Here is a 20,879-nt window from a genome sequence, read left to right as displayed (position 1 = left end):
AAAGCCCTCAATTGATTGAGGGCTTTTTCAATGGTTATTGATGCATACTGGCAAGTTGTTGCGATTGCTTTCGATATAACGACAGCCCCGTTTTCTGTAGTTGTCGTCCATTTCGTTCAAGAAATTGGTTGATTGGCGCAATATATTTGGCACTGGTATAGAGAGTGAGATTACGAAGTATCAGATAGTAAGCAAACCATGATGCAGATTGAGCATCCAAACCAAGGCGTTTCATTTTCTTACGACCAATAAAAAACTGGGTAATTTCTAAATGTTGTTTATAGGCGAGTTTTTGTTGAAAAGTGCGTAAATAACGGTATTGACGTTCAAAAGGTTCTTTGGAAAGACTGGATCCCAATGAAATGCTGCTCGCATCAGACTGGGGATGAGCAAACTGCATCCAATAAATGAGTTTCCAACCATCACGTTCTTGATCAACTAGCCATTTCTCTTCAATTCCCATCAACCAGCCAGCATATTTCCAAAAATGTAAAAAACTATCGACTTCTTGTTTATTTGGAAAAATACCGAGGGCACGAATGCCAATTAAAACCACACCACTAAATGCAATATTGGTCATTGCTTGGTCATATTGATTGATTGGAAGCCCCCACGTTTCGGCATCCCATTTTTCTGATTTATGCAGTTGATGACGAACCAGAGCGTGAATGAAACGGACATAGATCGTTGAAGTAAAACCTTTACCGAAACGTGTAAAGCCATCTGGTTCAGTGATATCCACCCACCATTTTGTGGTTTCAGCAAGTCGAGTGCCGGCTTGTTTCTTTAATGCACCTGTCAAAATCAATGGCTGATTAAATCCAGGGTACATGTAGCCTGTCATTAATGATAAATCTCTTAAAATCAAACCGTTATTAATACCTAAGCGATAGGTAAATTTGATAGCAGCATCAACTTTATGCTGCTCATACCAAACCGGTTTTTGTTCAACCAAATGGAAAAAATGAGTAAGTTCAGGAATGTTATGAGGAAGTTTGTCGAGTCCTTCATAGAGTGCGGTTTCAAAGTATTTACGGTGTTGTTTGGGATTTTGCAACATCCATTGCACCACTTGATCCATCGGCTCATCGCCACTTTGTAATGCCGTATTAAGTGCCAGATATTCGTCATAATTTGGCTGTATGTCTTGGTTAATGAAATAACTTAATACTTTACTGGTGATACTGGATTGAGCCATTTGCTCATAGGGAGCCAAACGCTTAGGTTTATTTAGATTCAGCATTGCATCACGCCTCAGATTATTATCTAATCAAAGCTTAATACGAATAAATATTCGTATTCAATTCGCATTTATATTGAGGCTGGACATGAGAAAACGCCCACAGCAACAACGTGCCAAAATGATCGTGGAAAGTATTTTAGAGGGTGCACAAAAATGCATTGCTGAGCATGGGGTGCTACAGGTCACTACGCCCAAAATTTCTGAAAAATCAGGTGTTGGTGTTGGCTCGATTTATCAATACTTCGAAAATAAAGAGCAAATTATTGCCGAGTTGCTATTACGGAAAAGTGAAAATTTGGGGCAAGCTTTAAAACAGTTAGTGGTCTTGCAAGAGCAAGCTTCTATTCAAGACATCATCACATTAAGCATAGCTTTTGGTTTTGAAACATTAAAATCTGATCAAGGCTTTTTTATTGAGATTTTAAAAAATTGGCATGCGTATAGTGATTCGGAAGCCGCACAGGTTTTGGAGCAACATTTTTTAGAAATAGGGATGTATTTATTTGGACGATATTATCCACATTGGGATTTTGAAACGTTGAAGCATAAATCTTTTGTCATCATCAACAGTACCTTATTTACCATGATGCGTTATGCCAGTAAAAACACCTTTTTAATTGAAGAACAAAGGCTTCAACAAGAATTAGCGAAAATGATTATTGCCTTTTTAGCGACGGATTAAATACTACATTCCGATTATCAACACACAGTAATGTGTAGTGTATTGGTGAGCAAAGTGGTTGATGATTAGGTGTTCAGTACATTCTTTGTTACCCTAAAAATAACCGACATAGTGGTTTTTTATTGGAAAGTTATCATTTCTGTACTCACAGTTTTGATTGTTCCCTTTATAAACTCTGATGAGTTTTTTTATAGATTAGACGTTTTTTATTATTCACTTTCCGTCTTCTAGTGTGCCTAAGCAACGCAACAGCTATTAGAATAGTATGGAGAAAATATGCATTCCAAAACATCATCTTGGTTGTCCAACGTCAACCGAAATGTTTTCTTTAGCACGGTATTGATTATCTCTTTATTTCTATCGTTTGCTATTTTTACCCCTGGTATTTTTGAGAGTTTATCTGCCCAAGCAAAGCAATGGATTACCGATTCTTTTAGTTGGTTCTATATTTTATGTGTGGCGATTTTCCTTGTTCTTTTGGTTTATATCGCTTGCTCCGCGAGTGGCAATATTAAACTAGGCCCAGATCATAGTCAGCCAGACTATAGTAAAGGTTCATGGTTTGCGATGCTGTTTACCGCAGGGATGGGCGTAGGACTCATGTTCTTTGGTGTGGCTGAACCTGTCATGCACTATGTAACCCCACCAAATAGTGATCCTGAAACTGTTCAAGCAGCCAAAGAAGCATTGAGAATTACCTTCTTCCACTGGGGAGTACATGCATGGGCTGTCTATGCGTTAGTAGGTTTGTCACTGGCATATTTTGCTTATCGCCATAATTTACCCCTTAAAACACGTTCCGCTCTATATCCGATTATCGGTAAACGAATTTATGGGCGTTGGGGGGATGCAATTGATACCTTTGCAACAGTTGGTACGATTTTTGGTGTTGCGACTTCATTAGGTTTTGGTGTGTTGCAGGTCAACGCAGGCCTAAATTATTTATTCGGTCTTGATCAAAGTACTTCAACACAAATCGTACTGATTATTTTTGTCAGTATTTTGGCTGCTTTATCTGTATTTGCTGGTTTAGATAAAGGTGTAAAGCGTTTATCTGAACTGAACTTGATCCTTGCTGTTGTTTTGGTCACCTTTGTTTTTTTAGTTGGGCCGACATTACATTTACTGCGTACAACGGTTGAGAATACGGGGCAATATCTATCTAACTTATTTGTGATGACTTTTAATCTTCAGGCATATGAGTCAACAGGTTGGATTGGCGGTTGGACTGTATTTTATTGGTCATGGTGGATTGCTTGGTCGCCGTTTGTGGGGATGTTTATTGCCCGTGTATCTCGTGGGCGTACCATTCGAGAGTTTATTCTTGGAGTTATTCTTATTCCAACGGGTTTTACAATCGTTTGGATGGGATTTTGGGGAAATGCTGCACTATTTAGCATTATGCAAGAAAACAATATTGCATTAATGCAAATGGTGCAAAAAGATTCATCTGTAGCTCTTTTTGAATTTTTAAATCATTTACCATTCTCTGGTGTAATGAGTCTGTTGGCTGCATTACTAGTTTTACTCTTCTTTGTGACTTCAGCCGATTCAGGTGCATTAGTAGTGAACTACTTAACTGCTAAAAATGAAGAGACACCAGCATGGCAAAGAGTATTTTGGGTGGTGCTGATCGCCACGCTGACGATTTGCTTACTCTTGGTTGGCGGTTTATCAACATTACAAGCATCAATGTTAGTCAGTGCGTTACCGTTTGCATTAATTATGCTATTGATGGGGTGGGGGTTATTGAAAGCTTTAAATCTTGATGCAACCAAAGCCAAGATGTTGATCGAAGCACGCACAACACCAAGGGCAATGAATAATCCACGAAGTTGGCAGCAACGTTTAGGCTTGATTATGCATTATCCTCATACTGAAGATGAGGTGAAGCAGTATATTGCAACACAAGTCAGAAAAGCATTTGAAGCTGTACAAGCGGAATTTAAACGCCGTAAATTACAAGTCAGTATTGATGAAACGGAACAGGGCTTACGTTTACGTGTGGATCATCATCAGGAAATTAATTTTGAATATACGGTTTTTTCTCATCAAACCACACCACCTAGTTTTATGTTGGGGCAGAGTGAGGCTGAGGATGAAGACCGAGAATACTTTCAAGCTGAAGTCTTTCTAAGAGAAGGTGGTCAAAATTATGATGTAATGGACTGGACACAGGAAGATTTGATCCAAGATATTATTGATCAATATGAACGGCATTTATATTTCCTCAATGTGGTTCGTAGTTAGGCCAATCGATCAATCAAAATGAAAAAAAGATGTCCGAAAGGATGTCTTTTTTCATTTAGAACGAGAAAAAAATCATATTTTCGTGGATAAAATAGACAAACTCGCTTTTTTTGTAGAAAAAAGAAGCATGCAAAAGGAAATAAGAAGAAAAGGGGTTGTGTTGTTATGTGAATGCTGTAGAATGCACATCCATCGGCGGTGATGCGGATAAAAACTTGTTGATAAACAAGGATTTGGCTTAAAGTGGTTAGATTCTTGGTGTGGTTGATAAGTTGATAAAATATCTAAATTACCAGTTGACTTTAAAGAAATTTAGAGTAATATAGCCGACCTAGCTTGATGATGACGAATCATCGAGAAGATCATTAAGAGAATAGAAGAACAACTTGTGTGGATTTTTACTGGTTGATCGATCGAATATATTTTCATTGATTAATTGGTTTAAATTTCTCGAAGTTTATTTGAGCGAATATTAAGTCAGTAATTGATGAGCCAGAATTGGCACCTTGTCTTAACTAAGGTGCAAATGATTTTAACTGAAGAGTTTGATCATGGCTCAGATTGAACGCTGGCGGCAGGCTTAACACATGCAAGTCGAGCGGGGGAAGGTGCTTCGGTACTGGACCTAGCGGCGGACGGGTGAGTAATGCTTAGGAATCTGCCTATTAGTGGGGGACAACATTCCGAAAGGAATGCTAATACCGCATACGTCCTACGGGAGAAAGCAGGGGATCTTCGGACCTTGCGCTAATAGATGAGCCTAAGTCGGATTAGCTAGTTGGTGGGGTAAAGGCCTACCAAGGCGACGATCTGTAGCGGGTCTGAGAGGATGATCCGCCACACTGGGACTGAGACACGGCCCAGACTCCTACGGGAGGCAGCAGTGGGGAATATTGGACAATGGGGGGAACCCTGATCCAGCCATGCCGCGTGTGTGAAGAAGGCCTTATGGTTGTAAAGCACTTTAAGCGAGGAGGAGGCTTACCAAGCTAATATCTTGGATAAGTGGACGTTACTCGCAGAATAAGCACCGGCTAACTCTGTGCCAGCAGCCGCGGTAATACAGAGGGTGCGAGCGTTAATCGGATTTACTGGGCGTAAAGCGTGCGTAGGCGGCCATTTAAGTCAAATGTGAAATCCCCGAGCTTAACTTGGGAATTGCATTCGATACTGGATGGCTAGAGTATGGGAGAGGATGGTAGAATTCCAGGTGTAGCGGTGAAATGCGTAGAGATCTGGAGGAATACCGATGGCGAAGGCAGCCATCTGGCCTAATACTGACGCTGAGGTACGAAAGCATGGGGAGCAAACAGGATTAGATACCCTGGTAGTCCATGCCGTAAACGATGTCTACTAGCCGTTGGGGCCTTTGAGGCTTTAGTGGCGCAGCTAACGCGATAAGTAGACCGCCTGGGGAGTACGGTCGCAAGACTAAAACTCAAATGAATTGACGGGGGCCCGCACAAGCGGTGGAGCATGTGGTTTAATTCGATGCAACGCGAAGAACCTTACCTGGCCTTGACATACTAGAAACTTTCCAGAGATGGATTGGTGCCTTCGGGAATCTAGATACAGGTGCTGCATGGCTGTCGTCAGCTCGTGTCGTGAGATGTTGGGTTAAGTCCCGCAACGAGCGCAACCCTTTTCCTTACTTGCCAGCATTTCGGATGGGAACTTTAAGGATACTGCCAGTGACAAACTGGAGGAAGGCGGGGACGACGTCAAGTCATCATGGCCCTTACGGCCAGGGCTACACACGTGCTACAATGGTCGGTACAAAGGGTTGCTACCTAGCGATAGGATGCTAATCTCAAAAAGCCGATCGTAGTCCGGATTGGAGTCTGCAACTCGACTCCATGAAGTCGGAATCGCTAGTAATCGCGGATCAGAATGCCGCGGTGAATACGTTCCCGGGCCTTGTACACACCGCCCGTCACACCATGGGAGTTTGTTGCACCAGAAGTAGCTAGCCTAACTGCAAAGAGGGCGGTTACCACGGTGTGGCCGATGACTGGGGTGAAGTCGTAACAAGGTAGCCGTAGGGGAACCTGCGGCTGGATCACCTCCTTAACGAAAGATTGGTGACTGGTAAGAATCCACAACAAGTTGTTCTTCGAAGATGTATCTGAGGGTCTGTAGCTCAGTTGGTTAGAGCACACGCTTGATAAGCGTGGGGTCACAAGTTCAAGTCTTGTCAGACCCACCACTACTGACGAAGTGATGAATAATCACAAGCTGCTAGATAAAAAGATATATCGTTCATGATGATTGTAAGCTGGGGACTTAGCTTAGTTGGTAGAGCGCCTGCTTTGCACGCAGGAGGTCAGGAGTTCGACTCTCCTAGTCTCCACCACGTACTTTACGAAGTACGAGCTAAAGATTACAGAACTTAGTAAGTTAAACGCTTATTAACTTCTGTGATTTATCACAGTTTACTGCAAGCTGACGAGGCTGTAGTTAATCATTAACAGATTAGTAGAATTGAGTCTGAAATAAATTGTTCACTCAATTCATTCGAAAGAATGAAATTGAGAACTAGCAAAAACACTGAATCAAGCGTTTTGGTATATGAATTTAGATTGAAGCTGTATGGTGATTAAGTTCACAGACAACAAACCAGTAGCAATTAAGTTTGCAACGATAACACTCACTTGTATGTGTTAACGACTGTTTGGGGTTGTATAGTCAAGTAATTAAGTGCATGTGGTGGATGCCTTGGCAGTCAGAGGCGATGAAAGACGTGATAGCCTGCGAAAAGCTCCGGGGAGGCGGCAAATATCCTTTGATCCGGAGATATCTGAATGGGGGAACCCACCCGCTAAAAGGCGGGTATCAATAACTGAATACATAGGTTATTGAAGCGAACGAGGGGAAGTGAAACATCTCAGTACCCTTAGGAAAAGAAATCAATTGAGATTCCCTTAGTAGCGGCGAGCGAACGGGGATCAGCCCATTAAGTTGTGTGTGTTCTAGTGGAACGCTCTGGGAAGTGCGAACGTAGAGGGTGATATTCCCGTACACGAAAGGGCACACACAATGATGACGAGTAGGGCGAGGCACGTGAAACCTTGTCTGAATATGGGGGGACCATCCTCCAAGGCTAAATACTCCTGACTGACCGATAGTGAACCAGTACCGTGAGGGAAAGGCGAAAAGAACCCCTGTGAGGGGAGTGAAATAGATCCTGAAACCGCATGCATACAAGCAGTGGGAGCACCTTCGTGGTGTGACTGCGTACCTTTTGTATAATGGGTCAGCGACTTATATTCAGTAGCGAGGTTAACCGCATAGGGGAGCCGTAGAGAAATCGAGTCTTAATAGGGCGTATAGTTGCTGGGTATAGACCCGAAACCAGGCGATCTATCCATGAGCAGGTTGAAGGTTGGGTAACACTAACTGGAGGACCGAACCCACTGTCGTTGAAAAGCCAGGGGATGACTTGTGGATAGGGGTGAAAGGCTAATCAAGCCTGGTGATAGCTGGTTCTCCCCGAAAGCTATTTAGGTAGCGCCTCGGACGAATACCATTGGGGGTAGAGCACTGTTTCGGCTAGGGGGTCATCCCGACTTACCAAACCGATGCAAACTCCGAATACCGATGAGTACTATCCGGGAGACAGACTGCGGGTGCTAACGTCCGTAGTCAAGAGGAAAACAATCCAGACCGCCAGCTAAGGCCCCAAAATCATAGTTAAGTGGGAAACGATGTGGGAAGGCATAGACAGCTAGGAGGTTGGCTTAGAAGCAGCCACCCTTTAAAGAAAGCGTAATAGCTCACTAGTCGAGTCGGCCTGCGCGGAAGATGTAACGGGGCTAAAACTATGTGCCGAAGCTGCGGATTTGACTTTTAGTCAAGTGGTAGGGGAGCGTTCTGTAAGCCGATGAAGGTGTATTGAGAAGTATGCTGGAGGTATCAGAAGTGCGAATGCTGACGTGAGTAACGACAAAACGGGTGAAAAACCCGTTCGCTGAAAGACCAAGGGTTCCAGTCCAACGTTAATCGGGGCTGGGTGAGTCGACCCCTAAGGCGAGGCCGAGAGGCGTAGTCGATGGGAAATTGGTTAATATTCCAATACTTCTGTGTAATGCGATGAGAGGACGGAGAAGGTTAAGTCAGCCTGGCGTTGGTTGTCCAGGTGGAAGGTTGTAGGCATGTATCTTAGGCAAATCCGGGGTACTCTATGCTGAGAACTGATAGCAAGCTGTACTTGTACAGTGAAGTGGCTGATACCATGCTTCCAGGAAAAGTCTCTAAGCTTCAGTTACACAGGAATCGTACCCGAAACCGACACAGGTGGTCAGGTCGAGTAGACCAAAGCGCTTGAGAGAACTCTGCTGAAGGAACTAGGCAAAATGGTACCGTAACTTCGGGAGAAGGTACGCTGCTGACGGTGATGGGACTTGCTCCCTGAGCTATTGGCAGCCACAGAAACCAGGCCGCTGCAACTGTTTATTAAAAACATAGCACTCTGCAAACACGAAAGTGGACGTATAGGGTGTGATGCCTGCCCGGTGCTGGAAGGTTAATTGATGGGGTTAGCGTAAGCGAAGCTCTTGATCGAAGCCCCAGTAAACGGCGGCCGTAACTATAACGGTCCTAAGGTAGCGAAATTCCTTGTCGGGTAAGTTCCGACCTGCACGAATGGCATAATGATGGCGGCGCTGTCTCCAGCAGAGGCTCAGTGAAATCGAAATCGCTGTGAAGATGCAGTGTACCCGCGGCTAGACGGAAAGACCCCGTGAACCTTTACTGCAGCTTGACATTGAACTTTGACCTTACTTGTGTAGGATAGGTGGGAGGCTTTGAAGTTGGAACGCTAGTTCCAATGGAGCCGTCCTTGAAATACCACCCTGGTAATGTTGAGGTTCTAACTCTGTCCCGTAATCCGGGACGAGGACCATGTCTGGTGGGTAGTTTGACTGGGGCGGTCTCCTCCTAAAGAGTAACGGAGGAGTACGAAGGTGCGCTCAGCGTGGTCGGAAATCACGCGTAGAGTATAAAGGCAAAAGCGCGCTTAACTGCGAGACCCACAAGTCGAGCAGGTACGAAAGTAGGTCTTAGTGATCCGGTGGTTCTGTATGGAAGGGCCATCGCTCAACGGATAAAAGGTACTCTGGGGATAACAGGCTGATACCGCCCAAGAGTTCATATCGACGGCGGTGTTTGGCACCTCGATGTCGGCTCATCTCATCCTGGGGCTGAAGCAGGTCCCAAGGGTATGGCTGTTCGCCATTTAAAGAGGTACGCGAGCTGGGTTTAGAACGTCGTGAGACAGTTCGGTCCCTATCTACCGTGGGCGCTGGAAATTTGAGAGGATCTGCTCCTAGTACGAGAGGACCAGAGTGGACGAACCTCTGGTGTACCGGTTGTGACGCCAGTCGCATCGCCGGGTAGCTATGTTCGGAAGGGATAACCGCTGAAAGCATCTAAGCGGGAAGCCTACCTCAAGATAAGATTTCCCTAGGAATTTATTCCTCTAAAGAGCCGTTCGAGACTAGGACGTTGATAGGTTGGGTGTGGAAGCACGGTGACGTGTGAAGCTGACCAATACTAATTGCTCGTGAGGCTTGACTATACAACACCCAAACAGTTGTTGTATTCAAGATAAATTCAATACATAACTTGATTTAGTGTTAAAACTAGTTACAATACAGACTCATGAGCGAGGATAAGCAAAGATTAATAATCTTTGCCCGAGCGCAAGACATAAAGCTATGCTTTATGTTCTACTAATCCGTTAATAACTCTTTCGGTACTAAGTGGCATGAACTTAATAATAAGTTTAAAAGTAAGACCACCCAAAGCCAAAACAGTTTGCTGGCGACAATAGCAAGAGTGAACCACCTGATCCCTTCCCGAACTCAGAAGTGAAACCTCTTCGCGCTGATGGTAGTGTGGCACTTGCCATGTGAGAGTAAGTCATCGCCAGCTTTTAAATTCAAACACCCCCAACCTAATGGCTGGGGGTGTTTTTTATGGCATGAAGAAAAGGTTGAAAATAAGTGCTTAGCAATTTTTATTGTGGTGGTACTAAATTGTATTAAAAACACTTTATTGTCATATCTAAATCAAATATAAATATTTAAATAGAACAAATGAAGTTAATCCTAAGGCTATATAGATTTTTTATCAGAAAATTATAAAAAGGACGTTTTTGTGCTCAATGTCATTGTTCAATTAGTAGGTGGAATTGGCTTATTTCTTTTAGGCATGTCTTTGATGACAGATAGCTTAAAAGCAATTGCGGGTGAAGCATTACGACAATGGCTGGTTCGATTTACCAATTCCCCGATTAAAGCTGTTTTATCAGGGATTGGTCTAACAGTTGTGGTTCAGTCTTCTACAGCAACGACACTAGCTACCATCGGCTTTGTCAGTGCGGGTATCTTAAGTTTTAGTCATGCAATAGGTGTGATTATTGGTGCAAATATTGGGACCACAAGTACAGGCTGGATGGTTGCATTATTAGGATTAAAGTTTTCAATCGCGAGCTTTGCTTTGCCGCTTGTTGGTATTGGGGCGTTACTTAATTTATTCGGCAAAGAAAAGGTCACTTTTATTGGCCTAACTTTAGCTGGTTTCGGATTACTGTTCTTAGGTATTCAATTTCTACAAGATGCTATGAGTGGATTGGCATTACTCATCGATTTATCGCGTTGGGCAGAACCAAGTTTAATGATGAAGTTTTTTTTGGTGCTCATCGGTGTGTTAATGACCATTCTATTACAATCTTCGAGTGCAGCAATTACAACAACATTGGCTGCATTGTCTACTCAAACGATAAATCTTGAACAAACATTAGTTTTGGTAATCGGACAGAATATTGGAACGGTTGCCACAGCTGTATTGGCTGCTATCGGAGGTACAACAAGTGCAAAGAGAACAGCTGCTGTTCATGTGATTTTTAATGTTGTGACTGCTGTATTTGCTTTTATTTTACTATCACCTGCTTTTATTTGGGCATACCAGCATTTTGAGAGTGTTCAGCAATTAGGTCCTGTATTGTTGGTGGCTGCATTTCATACTACTTTTAGTTTATTAGGGGCATGTATTTTTATGCCTTTCTTAGCTAAGTTTGAACAATTGATTATTCGATTACTACCAGAAAAAGAGCATGCCACTACACGTTATTTAGATGAGTCGCTTTATAGCGTTCCAGCACTTGCAATTGCAGCTGTTGAACGTGCCTTATTACGATCGATTTCGGATATGTATGGTATTTTTGTGCGCTGTATTCGTGGACGAATGGTGGCAGAATTAGTCAAAACAGATGAGTTTGACTATACATTAAGCAAAATTGAAAGTTATCTTGATAAAATGTCTGCTCCACAATCTATAGCTGATCAACATCGGTTGTTGATTTTGCTAAGACTGGTTGTATATGTACGAGTGCTAAAAAATGATTTAAGTAGTGTGGCTCAAATAGAAAGTATCCAAAATCAAAGAAACATTGAAGCTTTAGCCAATCAGTTTGCCATGATTCTTGAGCAAATTATTCCTCATTTAATGCATGAGCCATTTTCTCGAATTCCTAAAGCCTTAGTAGATGAGTTAGCTAGTTTTTCTGCAGAAATGCAGGCCCATCAAGATTTAGTTCGGCAAAAAATAATTGAGGAATCCTCATCAAGAATGGTATCAGCGGCTTACACATTAGAACAATTGGCAGCACAGCGTTGGTTAGAGCATTTAGTGATACATTGTAGTCGTGTCACAATTTTATTAGGTGACAATGAACAAGTATTGGTCAATGAGCAATTAGAGGCTACGCAATCCTGACACTAAATTTTTATGTTCTAAAAGGATAGTTTTTCGTAAAAGCAATTGCTTTAAGCTTTCTTCATTTGCTGACAAGCCTATAATGATTGAGAATCATTCCAAATCTAATAAGGAAATAAATAACATGTCTACTGATCAACAATTTCCGACACCAGCCAATCTTGGTATTGCAGTGTATTCAAATAATGCCGAAGCAATTGGTAACACGCCTTTAGTGCGTATTAATCGTGCTATTCAAACAGGTGCAACGGTACTGGCAAAAATTGAAAGTCGTAATCCTGCATTTTCAGTAAAGTGTCGTATTGGTGCGGCATTGATTGCTGATGCAGAGAAACGTGGCGTACTTAAAGCTGGTATGCATATTGTTGAGCCAACCAGTGGTAATACAGGGATTGCGTTAGCATTCGTTGCGGCAGCAAAAGGTTATCCGATTACTTTGACCATGCCATCAAGTATGAGTTTGGAGCGTAGAAAAGTTTTGAAGGCGTTGGGCGCAAATCTCGTTTTGACTGATCCTGCGAAAGGTATGAAGGGTGCGGTAGATGAAGCAGTACGTTTAGCCACTGAAAATCCTCAGCAATATTTTTTACCACAACAATTTGAAAATCCGGCTAATCCTCAAATTCATGTGGATACCACGGGTCCTGAGATTTGGCAGGCAACCAATGGCCAAGTTGATATCTTAGTAGCTGGCGTGGGAACGGGTGGAACGATTACAGGAATTTCCCGCTATTTTGAGCAAGTTCAGAACAAGCCATTATATTCAGTCGCAGTTGAGCCTGCTGAATCTCCAATTATTACCCAGACTCGGAATGGTGAGAGTATCAGCCCTGCACCACATAAGATTCAAGGGATCGGTGCAAATTTTATTCCTAAAAATTTAGATTTAGATTTGGTCGATGAAGTTGTACCTGTAAATAGTGCCGATGCAATTGAGTGGGCAAGAAAATGTGCAACTCAGGAAGGGATTTTGGTGGGTATTTCAAGTGGTGCAGCATTAGCTGCAGCGGCAAAAATTGCTGAACGTCCTGAAAATGCAGGAAAAACTATTGTGGTGATCTTACCTGATAGTGGCGAGCGCTATTTATCTTCAGTCTTGTTCGAAGGAATGTTTGAAGAAGCTTAGTATCTTTTTAAAATCCAAAACCATGCTTGATCAGCATGGTTTTTTAAATATTACAGTGTACTTTTGAGCTCTTTTTTATGTCGCTCAACAGAGCGGGCATATTTTCTGGCTTTGTATCGATTGCTAAAACTGCGTTGATAGCCTGTCGGACCTACATAGTAATAACCCAATGCTTTGTGCCAACTGCCTGCGGATTTGTAATAGGTTGCAAGGACATGTGTACCACAATTGATATTGATATATTCATTGTATAAATCACCTGGGCAATCTTGTCTCCAATGACTTGGGATAATTTGCATCAGTCCAAGTGCCCCCGTTGGTGAGCGCGCATTTGAGCGATAACTGGATTCTTGACGAATCACCGCTGCCACTAAGAGGGGCGGAACATTGTGCTGTTTAGCACTTTGTAGAATAATGGGGGAAAGGCGGTCAGCTGTGGTTGGAGAAACAGAATAGGCTTGCTGAATACCTTTGGATAGTTTTGGGGCATTTAAACTACTACATGCGGTTAAACTCACAATGGATAAAAGCATTATCAATTTGAATGGAATCAAAAAGTAATTTTTGAGTGTAAAAAGAGTCGTCGTGTTAAAAACAACCAAAGTAATTCATCCACGTGCCAAAAGTTGGTCCGATGTTAGAAATTATGGGGTTGAAGATCAATAGAGATTCTGTTGTATAAATAATAAAACAAGAGCATTGTTTAGCGTTTTTCAATCGCTTCAGGATAGGCGTATACTGTTTCCAGTCAAGGAGTCACGATGTCTAAGCCTGAAGCACTGCCTACTCATATTGAGTATGGGTCTAAATCATTTACTGCAATTCTATGGTCGTTGTTCTTTGCAGGTTTTGCCTCATTTTCATCTTTGTACTGCGTACAACCGATGATGCCGATTTTTGCAAAATTCTTTCAGGTTTCACCTACACATAGTAGTTTCCCACTTTCTTTTTCCACCGTGGCTTTAGCCATAGGTTTATTGTTTACGGGTTTTATCTCTGATCGCTTTGGGCGAAAACCCATTATGGTTTTTGCTTTGTTTTTGGTTTCTCTTCTCTTGCTCATCAGTGCCTCATTTCCGATTTGGGAAGTCTTTTTGACTACCCGTATTTTTATTGGTTTGGCGGTGAGTGGCGTTGCTGCGGTTGCGATGACGTATATCGGGGAAGAGATTGCCCAGCAAGATATTGGTTTTGCTATGGGATTGTATATCTCCGGCACCGCCATTGGTGGGATGGGTGGGCGTTTGATCGCGGGTGTTTTAGTTGACTTTATTTCTTGGCAATCGGCTACTTATATCATTGGATTTTTGAATCTGGTCATCGCTTGTTTATTTTATTTGCTATTACCAAAGTCTCAACATTTTCAACCTTATCCATTTCGATTTTCCCGTTTTAAAGCTGCATTTGAACAGAACCTTAAAGATCCAAAATTACGGATTTTATTTGCTCAAGGTTTTATCTTAATGGGCTGTTTAGTGACGGTATTTAATTACATTAGCTATCATTTATTAGAAGCGCCATTTCATTTATCACAAACATGGATTGGTGTGATCTCAATTGCTTATCTAGCAGGTATTTATAGTTCACCTAAAGCGGCACAATGGGGCTTTAAATATGGACGTGATAAGGTGTTGCCTTGCTTGTTATTGAGTATGATACTGGGATTATTCATCACGCTTATTCCATCGCTATGGGCGGTTTTACTCGGTTTAACGATTTTTACTTTTTCCTTTTTCGCAGCACATTCAACAGCCAGCAGTTGGGTTTCTGTGCAAGCGGTGCAATATCGTGCGGTGGCCTCGTCCTTGTATTTATTCTGCTATTACGTTGGTTCAAGTTTGCTTGGTAGCAGTGGTGGTTTGATTTGGGAAAATTTTGGCTGGGTTGGGATTAATCTGAGTGTAGGGATGGTGTTGGTGCTTGGTCTGGTTTTGGCAGTACATTTAATGCTTAAAGAAAAAAATTAAAATAAAACGACAACTATAGTCGCACCAACTTGATAAAAGTTTTTGAAATTTAGTAAGTTAAGCCTATGTCATGTTGGCATAATTTTGATATTAAAATTGGGGAAAATAAGATGGAACTGCACAGTCGCGTTTACTATAAGCATCCTGATACCAAAGTAATGGGGCTATTAGAATCATTATTTAAAGATCATGCAGGGAGTGCAGAAAAGTTTCTAGAAGCTGCACTAGAGATTAATGCTGACGGTACGGAACTAACGCAAGCTTTATTAGATCAGATTGATTCAATTCAATACGATTTAGATCCAGAGCACTTAGATTATATTGTGGGTTATGCCGTTCTAGAGTTTACACATGGTTCAAATGGCGATGAAAATATTGAGAATATTCTATTATTTTTAAAAGGCTTATTACCTGATATTCATGCACAAGCTTGGGGTTGTGGAGATGATGATCCATGGGAGTTTTGGTTCAAATTTGATGGTGATGAACTTATTCGTGAAGATGATGAACCTTATAATGACCCTGATGAAGATGAAGAAATTAAAGCTTCTATTTACGTATGGTGGCATCAAGACTTACCTGTAGAAATTAAGGAAGGTTTCTTGAACGAAGACGAATAATTATCAACGCTTTATATGTGTATTTCCTCGAATAGTTACAAATTCTTTTTGAGGAAATGCTTTTGTTTATTTTTTAATCTATAAAAATGAATGAAATTCATGTTAAAATGATCGGCTTTCATCTTTGATGCTATCCCAGCATTTCAGCTAGCCGAGATTCGCAAGCCATGTCTACTGCCTATACCAAGCAAACTGCGCCAAAAGCGCTGTTTGATTACGACAAATATTGGGCGTCGTGTTTTGAACCTGCACCATTTTTACCGATGTCACGAGAAGAAATGGACTTACTCGGCTGGGATGCCTGTGACTTTATTTTAGTTTGTGGTGATGCTTATATTGATCATCCTTCATTTGTATCGGGCGTGATTGGTCGTGTGCTTGAGGCACAGGGTTTCCGTGTGGGGATCATTGCTCAACCTGATTGGACCAATGTTGAAAGTTTCCGTGTTTTAGGGAAACCGACTATTGCTTGGGGTGTAACCGCAGGCAATATGGATTCGATGATTAACCGTTATACGGCAGATCGTAAAATTCGTTCAGATGATGCTTATTCGCCAAATAATGAACCGAATAAACGTCCAGATCGTGCTGCCACGGTGTATTGTCAGCGTTGCCGTGAGGCTTTTCCTGATGTGCCAGTATTGCTCGGTGGGATTGAAGGTAGCCTACGTCGTATTGCTCATTATGATTATTGGTCAGATAAAGTTCGCCGCTCAATCTTGATGGATTCTAAAGCCGATTTATTAATGTATGGTAATGGTGAGCGTGCCATTATTGATGTGATGCACCGTTTAGCTAAGGGTGAAAAAATCCACGAAATTACCGATGTTCGTGGTACCGCATTTATTATTAATAAACACAATAAAGCATCGAAAGCACAATTCGTTGAAATCGCAAGTAATGACGTGGATAGCATTGGTCGTGTTGATCCAATTATCAATCCTTATGTCATGACTGAAGATATTGATGGCTGTGAAGTTGAAAAAGAAAAAGGCAACTCACTCGCACAATATCAAAACTTCCAAAAAGAAATTGTGACCAATCCAATCGTTCGTGAAGGTGATCAACTTGATCCAGATACGCAGATCGTACAGTTAAAACCTGCACCATCCAAAGCAATTAAACATAAATTACCGCCACGTGAACTCGCTGTGATTCGTTTGCCTTCTTTTGAAGAAGTAGCCAATGATCAAGTGCTTTATGCGCATGCCAACCGTATTTTGCATCTGGAAACCAATCCGGGAAATGCTCGTGCATTGGTACAACGTCATGGTGAACGTGATGTTTGGATTAATCCACCACCAATTCCGTTAACAACGGAAGAAATGGATTATGTCTTTGATTTACCTTATGCACGTTTACCACATCCAGCTTATGGCAATGCGCGTTTCCCTGCATTTGATATGATCAAATTCTCTGTGAATATCATGCGTGGTTGTTTTGGTGGTTGTACTTTCTGTTCGATCACTGAACATGAAGGTCGTATCATTCAAAACCGTTCAGAAGATTCTATCTTACGTGAAATTGAAAAGATTCGTGATACTGCGCCCAACTTCACTGGTATTATCTCCGACTTAGGTGGTCCAACAGCAAACATGTATCGTTTGCATTGTAACGACCCTGAAATCGAGAAGAACTGCCGTAAACCGTCTTGTGTTTATCCAGGTGTTTGTCAAAACTTACATACTGATCATGCGCCATTGGTTCAGCTTTATCGTAAAGCACGTGAAATCAAAGGTGTGAAGAAGATTTTGATCGGTTCAGGTCTTCGTTATGACCTTGCTGTGTTAAACCCTGAATATGTCAAAGAGTTGGTACAGCATCATGTTGGTGGTTATCTAAAAATTGCACCTGAGCATACCGAACATGGTCCATTATCCAAGATGATGAAACCAGGGATCGGAACTTACGACCGCTTCAAACAAATGTTCGAGCGTTTTAGTAAGGAAGCAGGGAAGGAGCAATATTTAATTCCTTACTTCATTGCTGCGCATCCGGGTACAACGGATTACGACATGATGAACTTGGCGATTTGGCTGAAAAAGAATGGTTTCCGTGCCGATCAGGTACAAACCTTCTATCCATCGCCAATGGCAACTGCGACCACCATGTATTATTCAGGCAAGAATCCATTGTCTAAAGTGGCGCGTTATACCGAAAATGTCGATATCGTGAAAGGTGAAAAACGTCGTCGTTTGCATAAAGCCTTCTTGCGTTACCATGATCCAAATAACTGGCCTTTATTACGTGAAGCATTGAAAGAAATGGGTCGTTCAGATTTAATTGGTAATTCGAAACAACATTTGATTCCAACCTATCAGCCACAAGGCACGGCTGAAGGTGAATATAAGTCTGCGCGTAAGAAAAACTCGAGTGTTGCTGGAGATTCTGCTAAACGTGGTCAATCATCTCGTCCAAAGTCTCATTCTGGTCAAAAACGTCCACAAAAAGGACAGGTGTTGACTCAGCACACTGGTTTGCCACCACGTGAAACTGGTGAGAAAAGACCTTTTTCGGGTAAACCAAAATCGAAAGTAAAAGCGCATCGTTAATTACGGTGCTCAAATGAAGAGAAGAGGACATCCAAAACGATGTCCTCTTTTTATTAAAAAGTGATAATTGTGTCGCAGTTCAATTTCAAAACTATAATTTATAGAAACATATACTGACAATATTGACTTGAATATTCAGTGTATGCTGATTATAAGTAGAGCTAGGGTAAGCTTTTACGACTTTGGTCGCCTAGTATAAAACGATTAAAAAATTTAAGTTTACGCTGTTGAAATAACTTTACTATCGTTTGTTATTGATTAAAAAATTGGCATAAAGCCAAAAAATGATTATAAAAAATCTAAAGGGATTAGTTAGAAATGTATTATTTCATAACCATTATTGGTTTGCTGCTCATTACAGCACTTGCACTTCGACGTTTACATCAAAATCGGCGTCAAGACAGTCCATTAAAGCGACGCGGTATATTAAATATTGCTGAACAAATTACTTTGATGCGTTTGCAGGCAGTGTTGCATCGTCATACTGTGCTTGCACATGTTTCTTTTGATGCATTGTTGACGACTAAATTTGCACATACACGACGCAAATATCAGGGCTTAGTTGCTGATTTTGTAGTATTGGATCAACAACTACAAGTTTTGGCAATTATTGAGATTGCAGACGAATCTTATGTGAATCGTCTGCATTTAAAACATTATCAAGATAGCTTGTTAGAGTTGGCTGGATATCGCGTATTGCGTTATAGCAGTATTCCAACTGAGCAAGAGTTGCGAGAAGATTTGTTACCTGATTTATTTGATCCAATGGTTTCATCGACTAGCACATTTACTGCCATGCCTCATACCGATCGGATGATGAAATATAATGTGCTTGCGGCAAAATCTTAATGGGCATCAGGTCGTACAGCTGTTACAGTCATTTCGACTAAAACATCAGGTGCATAGAGTTTAGATTCAACACAGGTACGTGCTGGGGGATGTCCCTCAGCAATCCATGCGTCCCACACCGCATTCATTGCTGCATAGTCTTTTTCAATGTCTTTCAAGAAAATCAATACAGACAAGATATGAGTTTTATCTGTGCCTGCTTCTGCCAGTAACCGATCAATATTGTCTAAGGTTTGTTGAGTCTGTGCGCTCACATCAACGCTGGTATCATCTGCCAGTTGGCCAGCTAAATGAACGAGATTTCCTGAAATTGCGACTTCGCAAAAACGTGATGTAACATGCAATCGTTGCACAGACATAGTGAAACTACCTAATTAAAAACTGTATCAATAAGATTGTACTTGAAGCATTCTGAGCACAGTGTAATTTTGTATAAATCAAGCTAAAAAAGTTTCTATTTCCATTAAATTAGGTTGTTGAATAAAGTCATGCGGCATGACAAGAAACAAGTTATCGCGGAAATTATTGTTTTGAAAAACTGAACAGATGAGAGGCTTTTGAGAAGACAGCTAAAGTGCCCTGTAATATTCGGATTTGATCGTCACGCCAACCACAGGAGCAAATGCTAAAAGCGAGGATTTCTTTAGCAAAGCAAATAACATGGATAATGTTACTGCGTTGCTTAGAGTACTGAAAACTGCATAAAAAGCAAACATAAATTTGAGCTAAAATCTTACTGTTGTATAAAAAAACAACATTACCATAGGGAAAGTTGTGATTCTTGCTGTAGAGCTTGCAGTTGATAAACACCAACGCCGACGAGGCGAAATTGAAAGCTTGGATCAATGTGCATTTCATTGAGCAGTTGTAAAACCACTTGCTCTAAATCTTGTTGCGAGCGAAGTGGGAGTTTAAAACTTTTACTATGCTGTAGGGTTTGGAAGTTTTTGAGTTTCAGTTTGACGTTAACGCCACGAGCTGTCAGTTGTTTTCTTTCTAAACTACGCCAAACTTGTTCAGCTAGAGGTTGCCAAGCATGATTGCATTCAGCGAGTGTATAGTCATCATCAAAGGTAATTTCTTTCGAGATTTGTTGCCGCTCACGCTCTGCTTTGACAGGACGATGATCAATACCTTGAGCATATAAGTACAGTTGTTTGCCGTATTTACCAAAATGATGAATGAGTACATTTTCTTCTATTTTTTGTAGGTCGCCTAAGGTGTGCAAGTTTAATTGATTTAATTTTTCATAGGTGACTTTGCCAACACCAGGGATTTTCTTTAGTGCCAAGTCTTGTATGAAATGTTGGATTTGATGAGGTTTAATTACAAATAAACCATTTGGTTTATTCCAATCGGAGGCAATCTTGGCCAAAAATTTATTCGGTGCCACTCCTGCAGAAGCTGTTAGCCCTGTTGCTGCAAAAATATCTGCACGAATTTGTGTCGCAACTTCAGTTGCACTCGGTATATTCTTTAGATTCTCTGTCACATCCAGATAGGCTTCATCTAACGACAAGGGTTCAATGATGGACGTATATTGCTGAAAAATTTGATGAATTTGTGCTGAAACTTTTCGGTATTTTTCAAAGTTAGGTTCAATCACAATCACTTGTGGGCATAGTTTTTTGGCTTGCCCCATCGACATGGCAGAGCGTAAGCCAAACACACGGGCGGGGTAGGACGCTGCGGCAATCACTGCACGAGGGTGATGAGAAGAAATCACCACAGGCAGATCTTTAAGATCTGGTCGATCTAGAAGTTCGACTGAAGCAAAAAAGGCATCCATGTCGATGTGAATGATTTTACGTATT

The 20,879-nt window shown here is 41.6% G+C and carries 12 protein-coding genes, 2 tRNA genes and 3 rRNA genes; 13 read left to right on the top strand and 4 right to left on the bottom strand.

The window, feature by feature from the left end:
• Nucleotides 1–34: 34 nt before the first annotated feature.
• Nucleotides 35–1,243 (bottom strand): oxygenase MpaB family protein, encoded by a 1,209-nt coding sequence (locus F2A31_RS14770; protein WP_150027280.1) that lies wholly within the window; start codon nt 1,241–1,243, stop codon nt 35–37.
• Between the two features lie 85 nt (nt 1,244–1,328).
• Between F2A31_RS14770 and F2A31_RS14765 the strand changes: the two genes are divergently transcribed.
• The 9 genes from F2A31_RS14765 (at nt 1,329) to cysK (ending at nt 13,077) form a co-directional block, all read left to right on the top strand.
• Nucleotides 1,329–1,925: a TetR/AcrR family transcriptional regulator gene (locus F2A31_RS14765; RefSeq protein ID WP_150027278.1), complete on the top strand. Its 597-nt coding sequence runs from the start codon at nt 1,329–1,331 to the stop codon at nt 1,923–1,925.
• A 276-nt stretch (nt 1,926–2,201) separates the two neighbouring features.
• Nucleotides 2,202–4,175, top strand: coding sequence for a BCCT family transporter (locus tag F2A31_RS14760; RefSeq protein ID WP_150027276.1), 1,974 nt, complete (start codon nt 2,202–2,204; stop codon nt 4,173–4,175).
• 533 nt (nt 4,176–4,708) lie between these two features.
• Nucleotides 4,709–6,245: ribosomal RNA gene (locus tag F2A31_RS14755) — 16S ribosomal RNA — on the top strand.
• Nucleotides 6,246–6,304: 59 nt separating this feature from the next.
• A tRNA-Ile gene (locus F2A31_RS14750) sits at nt 6,305–6,381 on the top strand.
• Between the two features lie 71 nt (nt 6,382–6,452).
• A tRNA-Ala gene (locus F2A31_RS14745) sits at nt 6,453–6,528 on the top strand.
• Nucleotides 6,529–6,858: 330 nt separating this feature from the next.
• Nucleotides 6,859–9,750 (top strand): 23S ribosomal RNA (locus F2A31_RS14740).
• Nucleotides 9,751–9,991: 241 nt separating this feature from the next.
• Nucleotides 9,992–10,106 (top strand): 5S ribosomal RNA (gene rrf, locus F2A31_RS14735).
• The 16S, 23S and 5S rRNA genes sit together here with 2 tRNA genes alongside, the layout of an rRNA operon.
• Nucleotides 10,107–10,331: 225 nt before the next feature.
• The gene (locus F2A31_RS14730; protein ID WP_150027274.1) at nt 10,332–11,951 is read left to right on the top strand and encodes a Na/Pi cotransporter family protein; all 1,620 of its coding nucleotides are present in this window, start codon (nt 10,332–10,334) and stop codon (nt 11,949–11,951) included.
• Nucleotides 11,952–12,075: 124 nt separating this feature from the next.
• The gene (gene cysK / locus F2A31_RS14725; protein ID WP_005084077.1) at nt 12,076–13,077 is read left to right on the top strand and encodes a cysteine synthase A; all 1,002 of its coding nucleotides are present in this window, start codon (nt 12,076–12,078) and stop codon (nt 13,075–13,077) included.
• Between the two features lie 50 nt (nt 13,078–13,127).
• On the opposite strand, the gene F2A31_RS14720 is transcribed toward cysK, so the two are convergent.
• Nucleotides 13,128–13,679 carry a lytic transglycosylase domain-containing protein gene (locus tag F2A31_RS14720; protein ID WP_150027272.1) on the bottom strand — a complete coding sequence of 184 codons (552 nt, stop codon included), beginning with the start codon at nt 13,677–13,679 and terminating at the stop codon, nt 13,128–13,130.
• A 159-nt stretch (nt 13,680–13,838) separates the two neighbouring features.
• Here F2A31_RS14720 and F2A31_RS14715 point away from each other — a divergent pair, with 159 nt between their 5' ends.
• The 4 genes from F2A31_RS14715 to F2A31_RS14700 all read left to right on the top strand — a co-directional run bounded on the left by F2A31_RS14715 (nt 13,839) and on the right by F2A31_RS14700 (nt 19,065).
• On the top strand, nt 13,839–15,044 hold the full coding sequence (locus tag F2A31_RS14715) for an MFS transporter (RefSeq protein WP_150027270.1): 1,206 nt from the start codon (nt 13,839–13,841) through the stop codon (nt 15,042–15,044).
• Nucleotides 15,045–15,154: 110 nt separating this feature from the next.
• Nucleotides 15,155–15,664 carry a hypothetical protein gene (locus F2A31_RS14710; protein ID WP_150027268.1) on the top strand — a complete coding sequence of 170 codons (510 nt, stop codon included), beginning with the start codon at nt 15,155–15,157 and terminating at the stop codon, nt 15,662–15,664.
• Nucleotides 15,665–15,831: 167 nt separating this feature from the next.
• The gene (locus tag F2A31_RS14705) at nt 15,832–18,216 is read left to right on the top strand and encodes a YgiQ family radical SAM protein (RefSeq protein WP_150027266.1); all 2,385 of its coding nucleotides are present in this window, start codon (nt 15,832–15,834) and stop codon (nt 18,214–18,216) included.
• A 318-nt stretch (nt 18,217–18,534) separates the two neighbouring features.
• On the top strand, nt 18,535–19,065 hold the full coding sequence (locus F2A31_RS14700) for a DUF2726 domain-containing protein (protein ID WP_004637523.1): 531 nt from the start codon (nt 18,535–18,537) through the stop codon (nt 19,063–19,065).
• Here F2A31_RS14700 and F2A31_RS14695 read toward each other — a convergent pair.
• Together F2A31_RS14695 and dinB are read right to left on the bottom strand one after the other, a co-directional pair.
• Nucleotides 19,062–19,424, bottom strand: coding sequence for a RidA family protein (locus tag F2A31_RS14695; RefSeq protein ID WP_005084062.1), 363 nt, complete (start codon nt 19,422–19,424; stop codon nt 19,062–19,064). The two genes, F2A31_RS14700 and F2A31_RS14695, sit on opposite strands and share 4 nt — an antisense overlap.
• 398 nt (nt 19,425–19,822) lie before the next feature.
• Nucleotides 19,823–20,878, bottom strand: coding sequence for a DNA polymerase IV (gene dinB, locus F2A31_RS14690; protein WP_171490686.1), 1,056 nt, complete (start codon nt 20,876–20,878; stop codon nt 19,823–19,825).
• Between the last annotated feature and the right edge of the window lies 1 nt (nt 20,879).

Source organism: Acinetobacter suaedae (assembly GCF_008630915.1).
Classification (GTDB): Bacteria; Pseudomonadota; Gammaproteobacteria; order Pseudomonadales; family Moraxellaceae; genus Acinetobacter; species Acinetobacter suaedae.
The sequence above is the reverse complement of the archived record's forward strand: the minus strand, read 5'-3'. Positions and strand labels throughout refer to the sequence as shown.

Coding starts and splice junctions, on each gene's coding strand:
- F2A31_RS14765 (WP_150027278.1), top strand. CDS start 1,329: ATGAGAAAACGCCCACAGCAACAACGTGCCAAAATGATCGTGGAAAGT.
- F2A31_RS14695 (WP_005084062.1), bottom strand. CDS start 19,424: ATGTCTGTGCAACGATTGCATGTTACATCACGTTTTTGCGAAGTCGCA.
- F2A31_RS14705 (WP_150027266.1), top strand. CDS start 15,832: ATGTCTACTGCCTATACCAAGCAAACTGCGCCAAAAGCGCTGTTTGAT.
- F2A31_RS14760 (WP_150027276.1), top strand. CDS start 2,202: ATGCATTCCAAAACATCATCTTGGTTGTCCAACGTCAACCGAAATGTT.
- cysK (WP_005084077.1), top strand. CDS start 12,076: ATGTCTACTGATCAACAATTTCCGACACCAGCCAATCTTGGTATTGCA.
- F2A31_RS14715 (WP_150027270.1), top strand. CDS start 13,839: ATGTCTAAGCCTGAAGCACTGCCTACTCATATTGAGTATGGGTCTAAA.
- F2A31_RS14710 (WP_150027268.1), top strand. CDS start 15,155: ATGGAACTGCACAGTCGCGTTTACTATAAGCATCCTGATACCAAAGTA.
- F2A31_RS14700 (WP_004637523.1), top strand. CDS start 18,535: ATGTATTATTTCATAACCATTATTGGTTTGCTGCTCATTACAGCACTT.
- F2A31_RS14770 (WP_150027280.1), bottom strand. CDS start 1,243: ATGCTGAATCTAAATAAACCTAAGCGTTTGGCTCCCTATGAGCAAATG.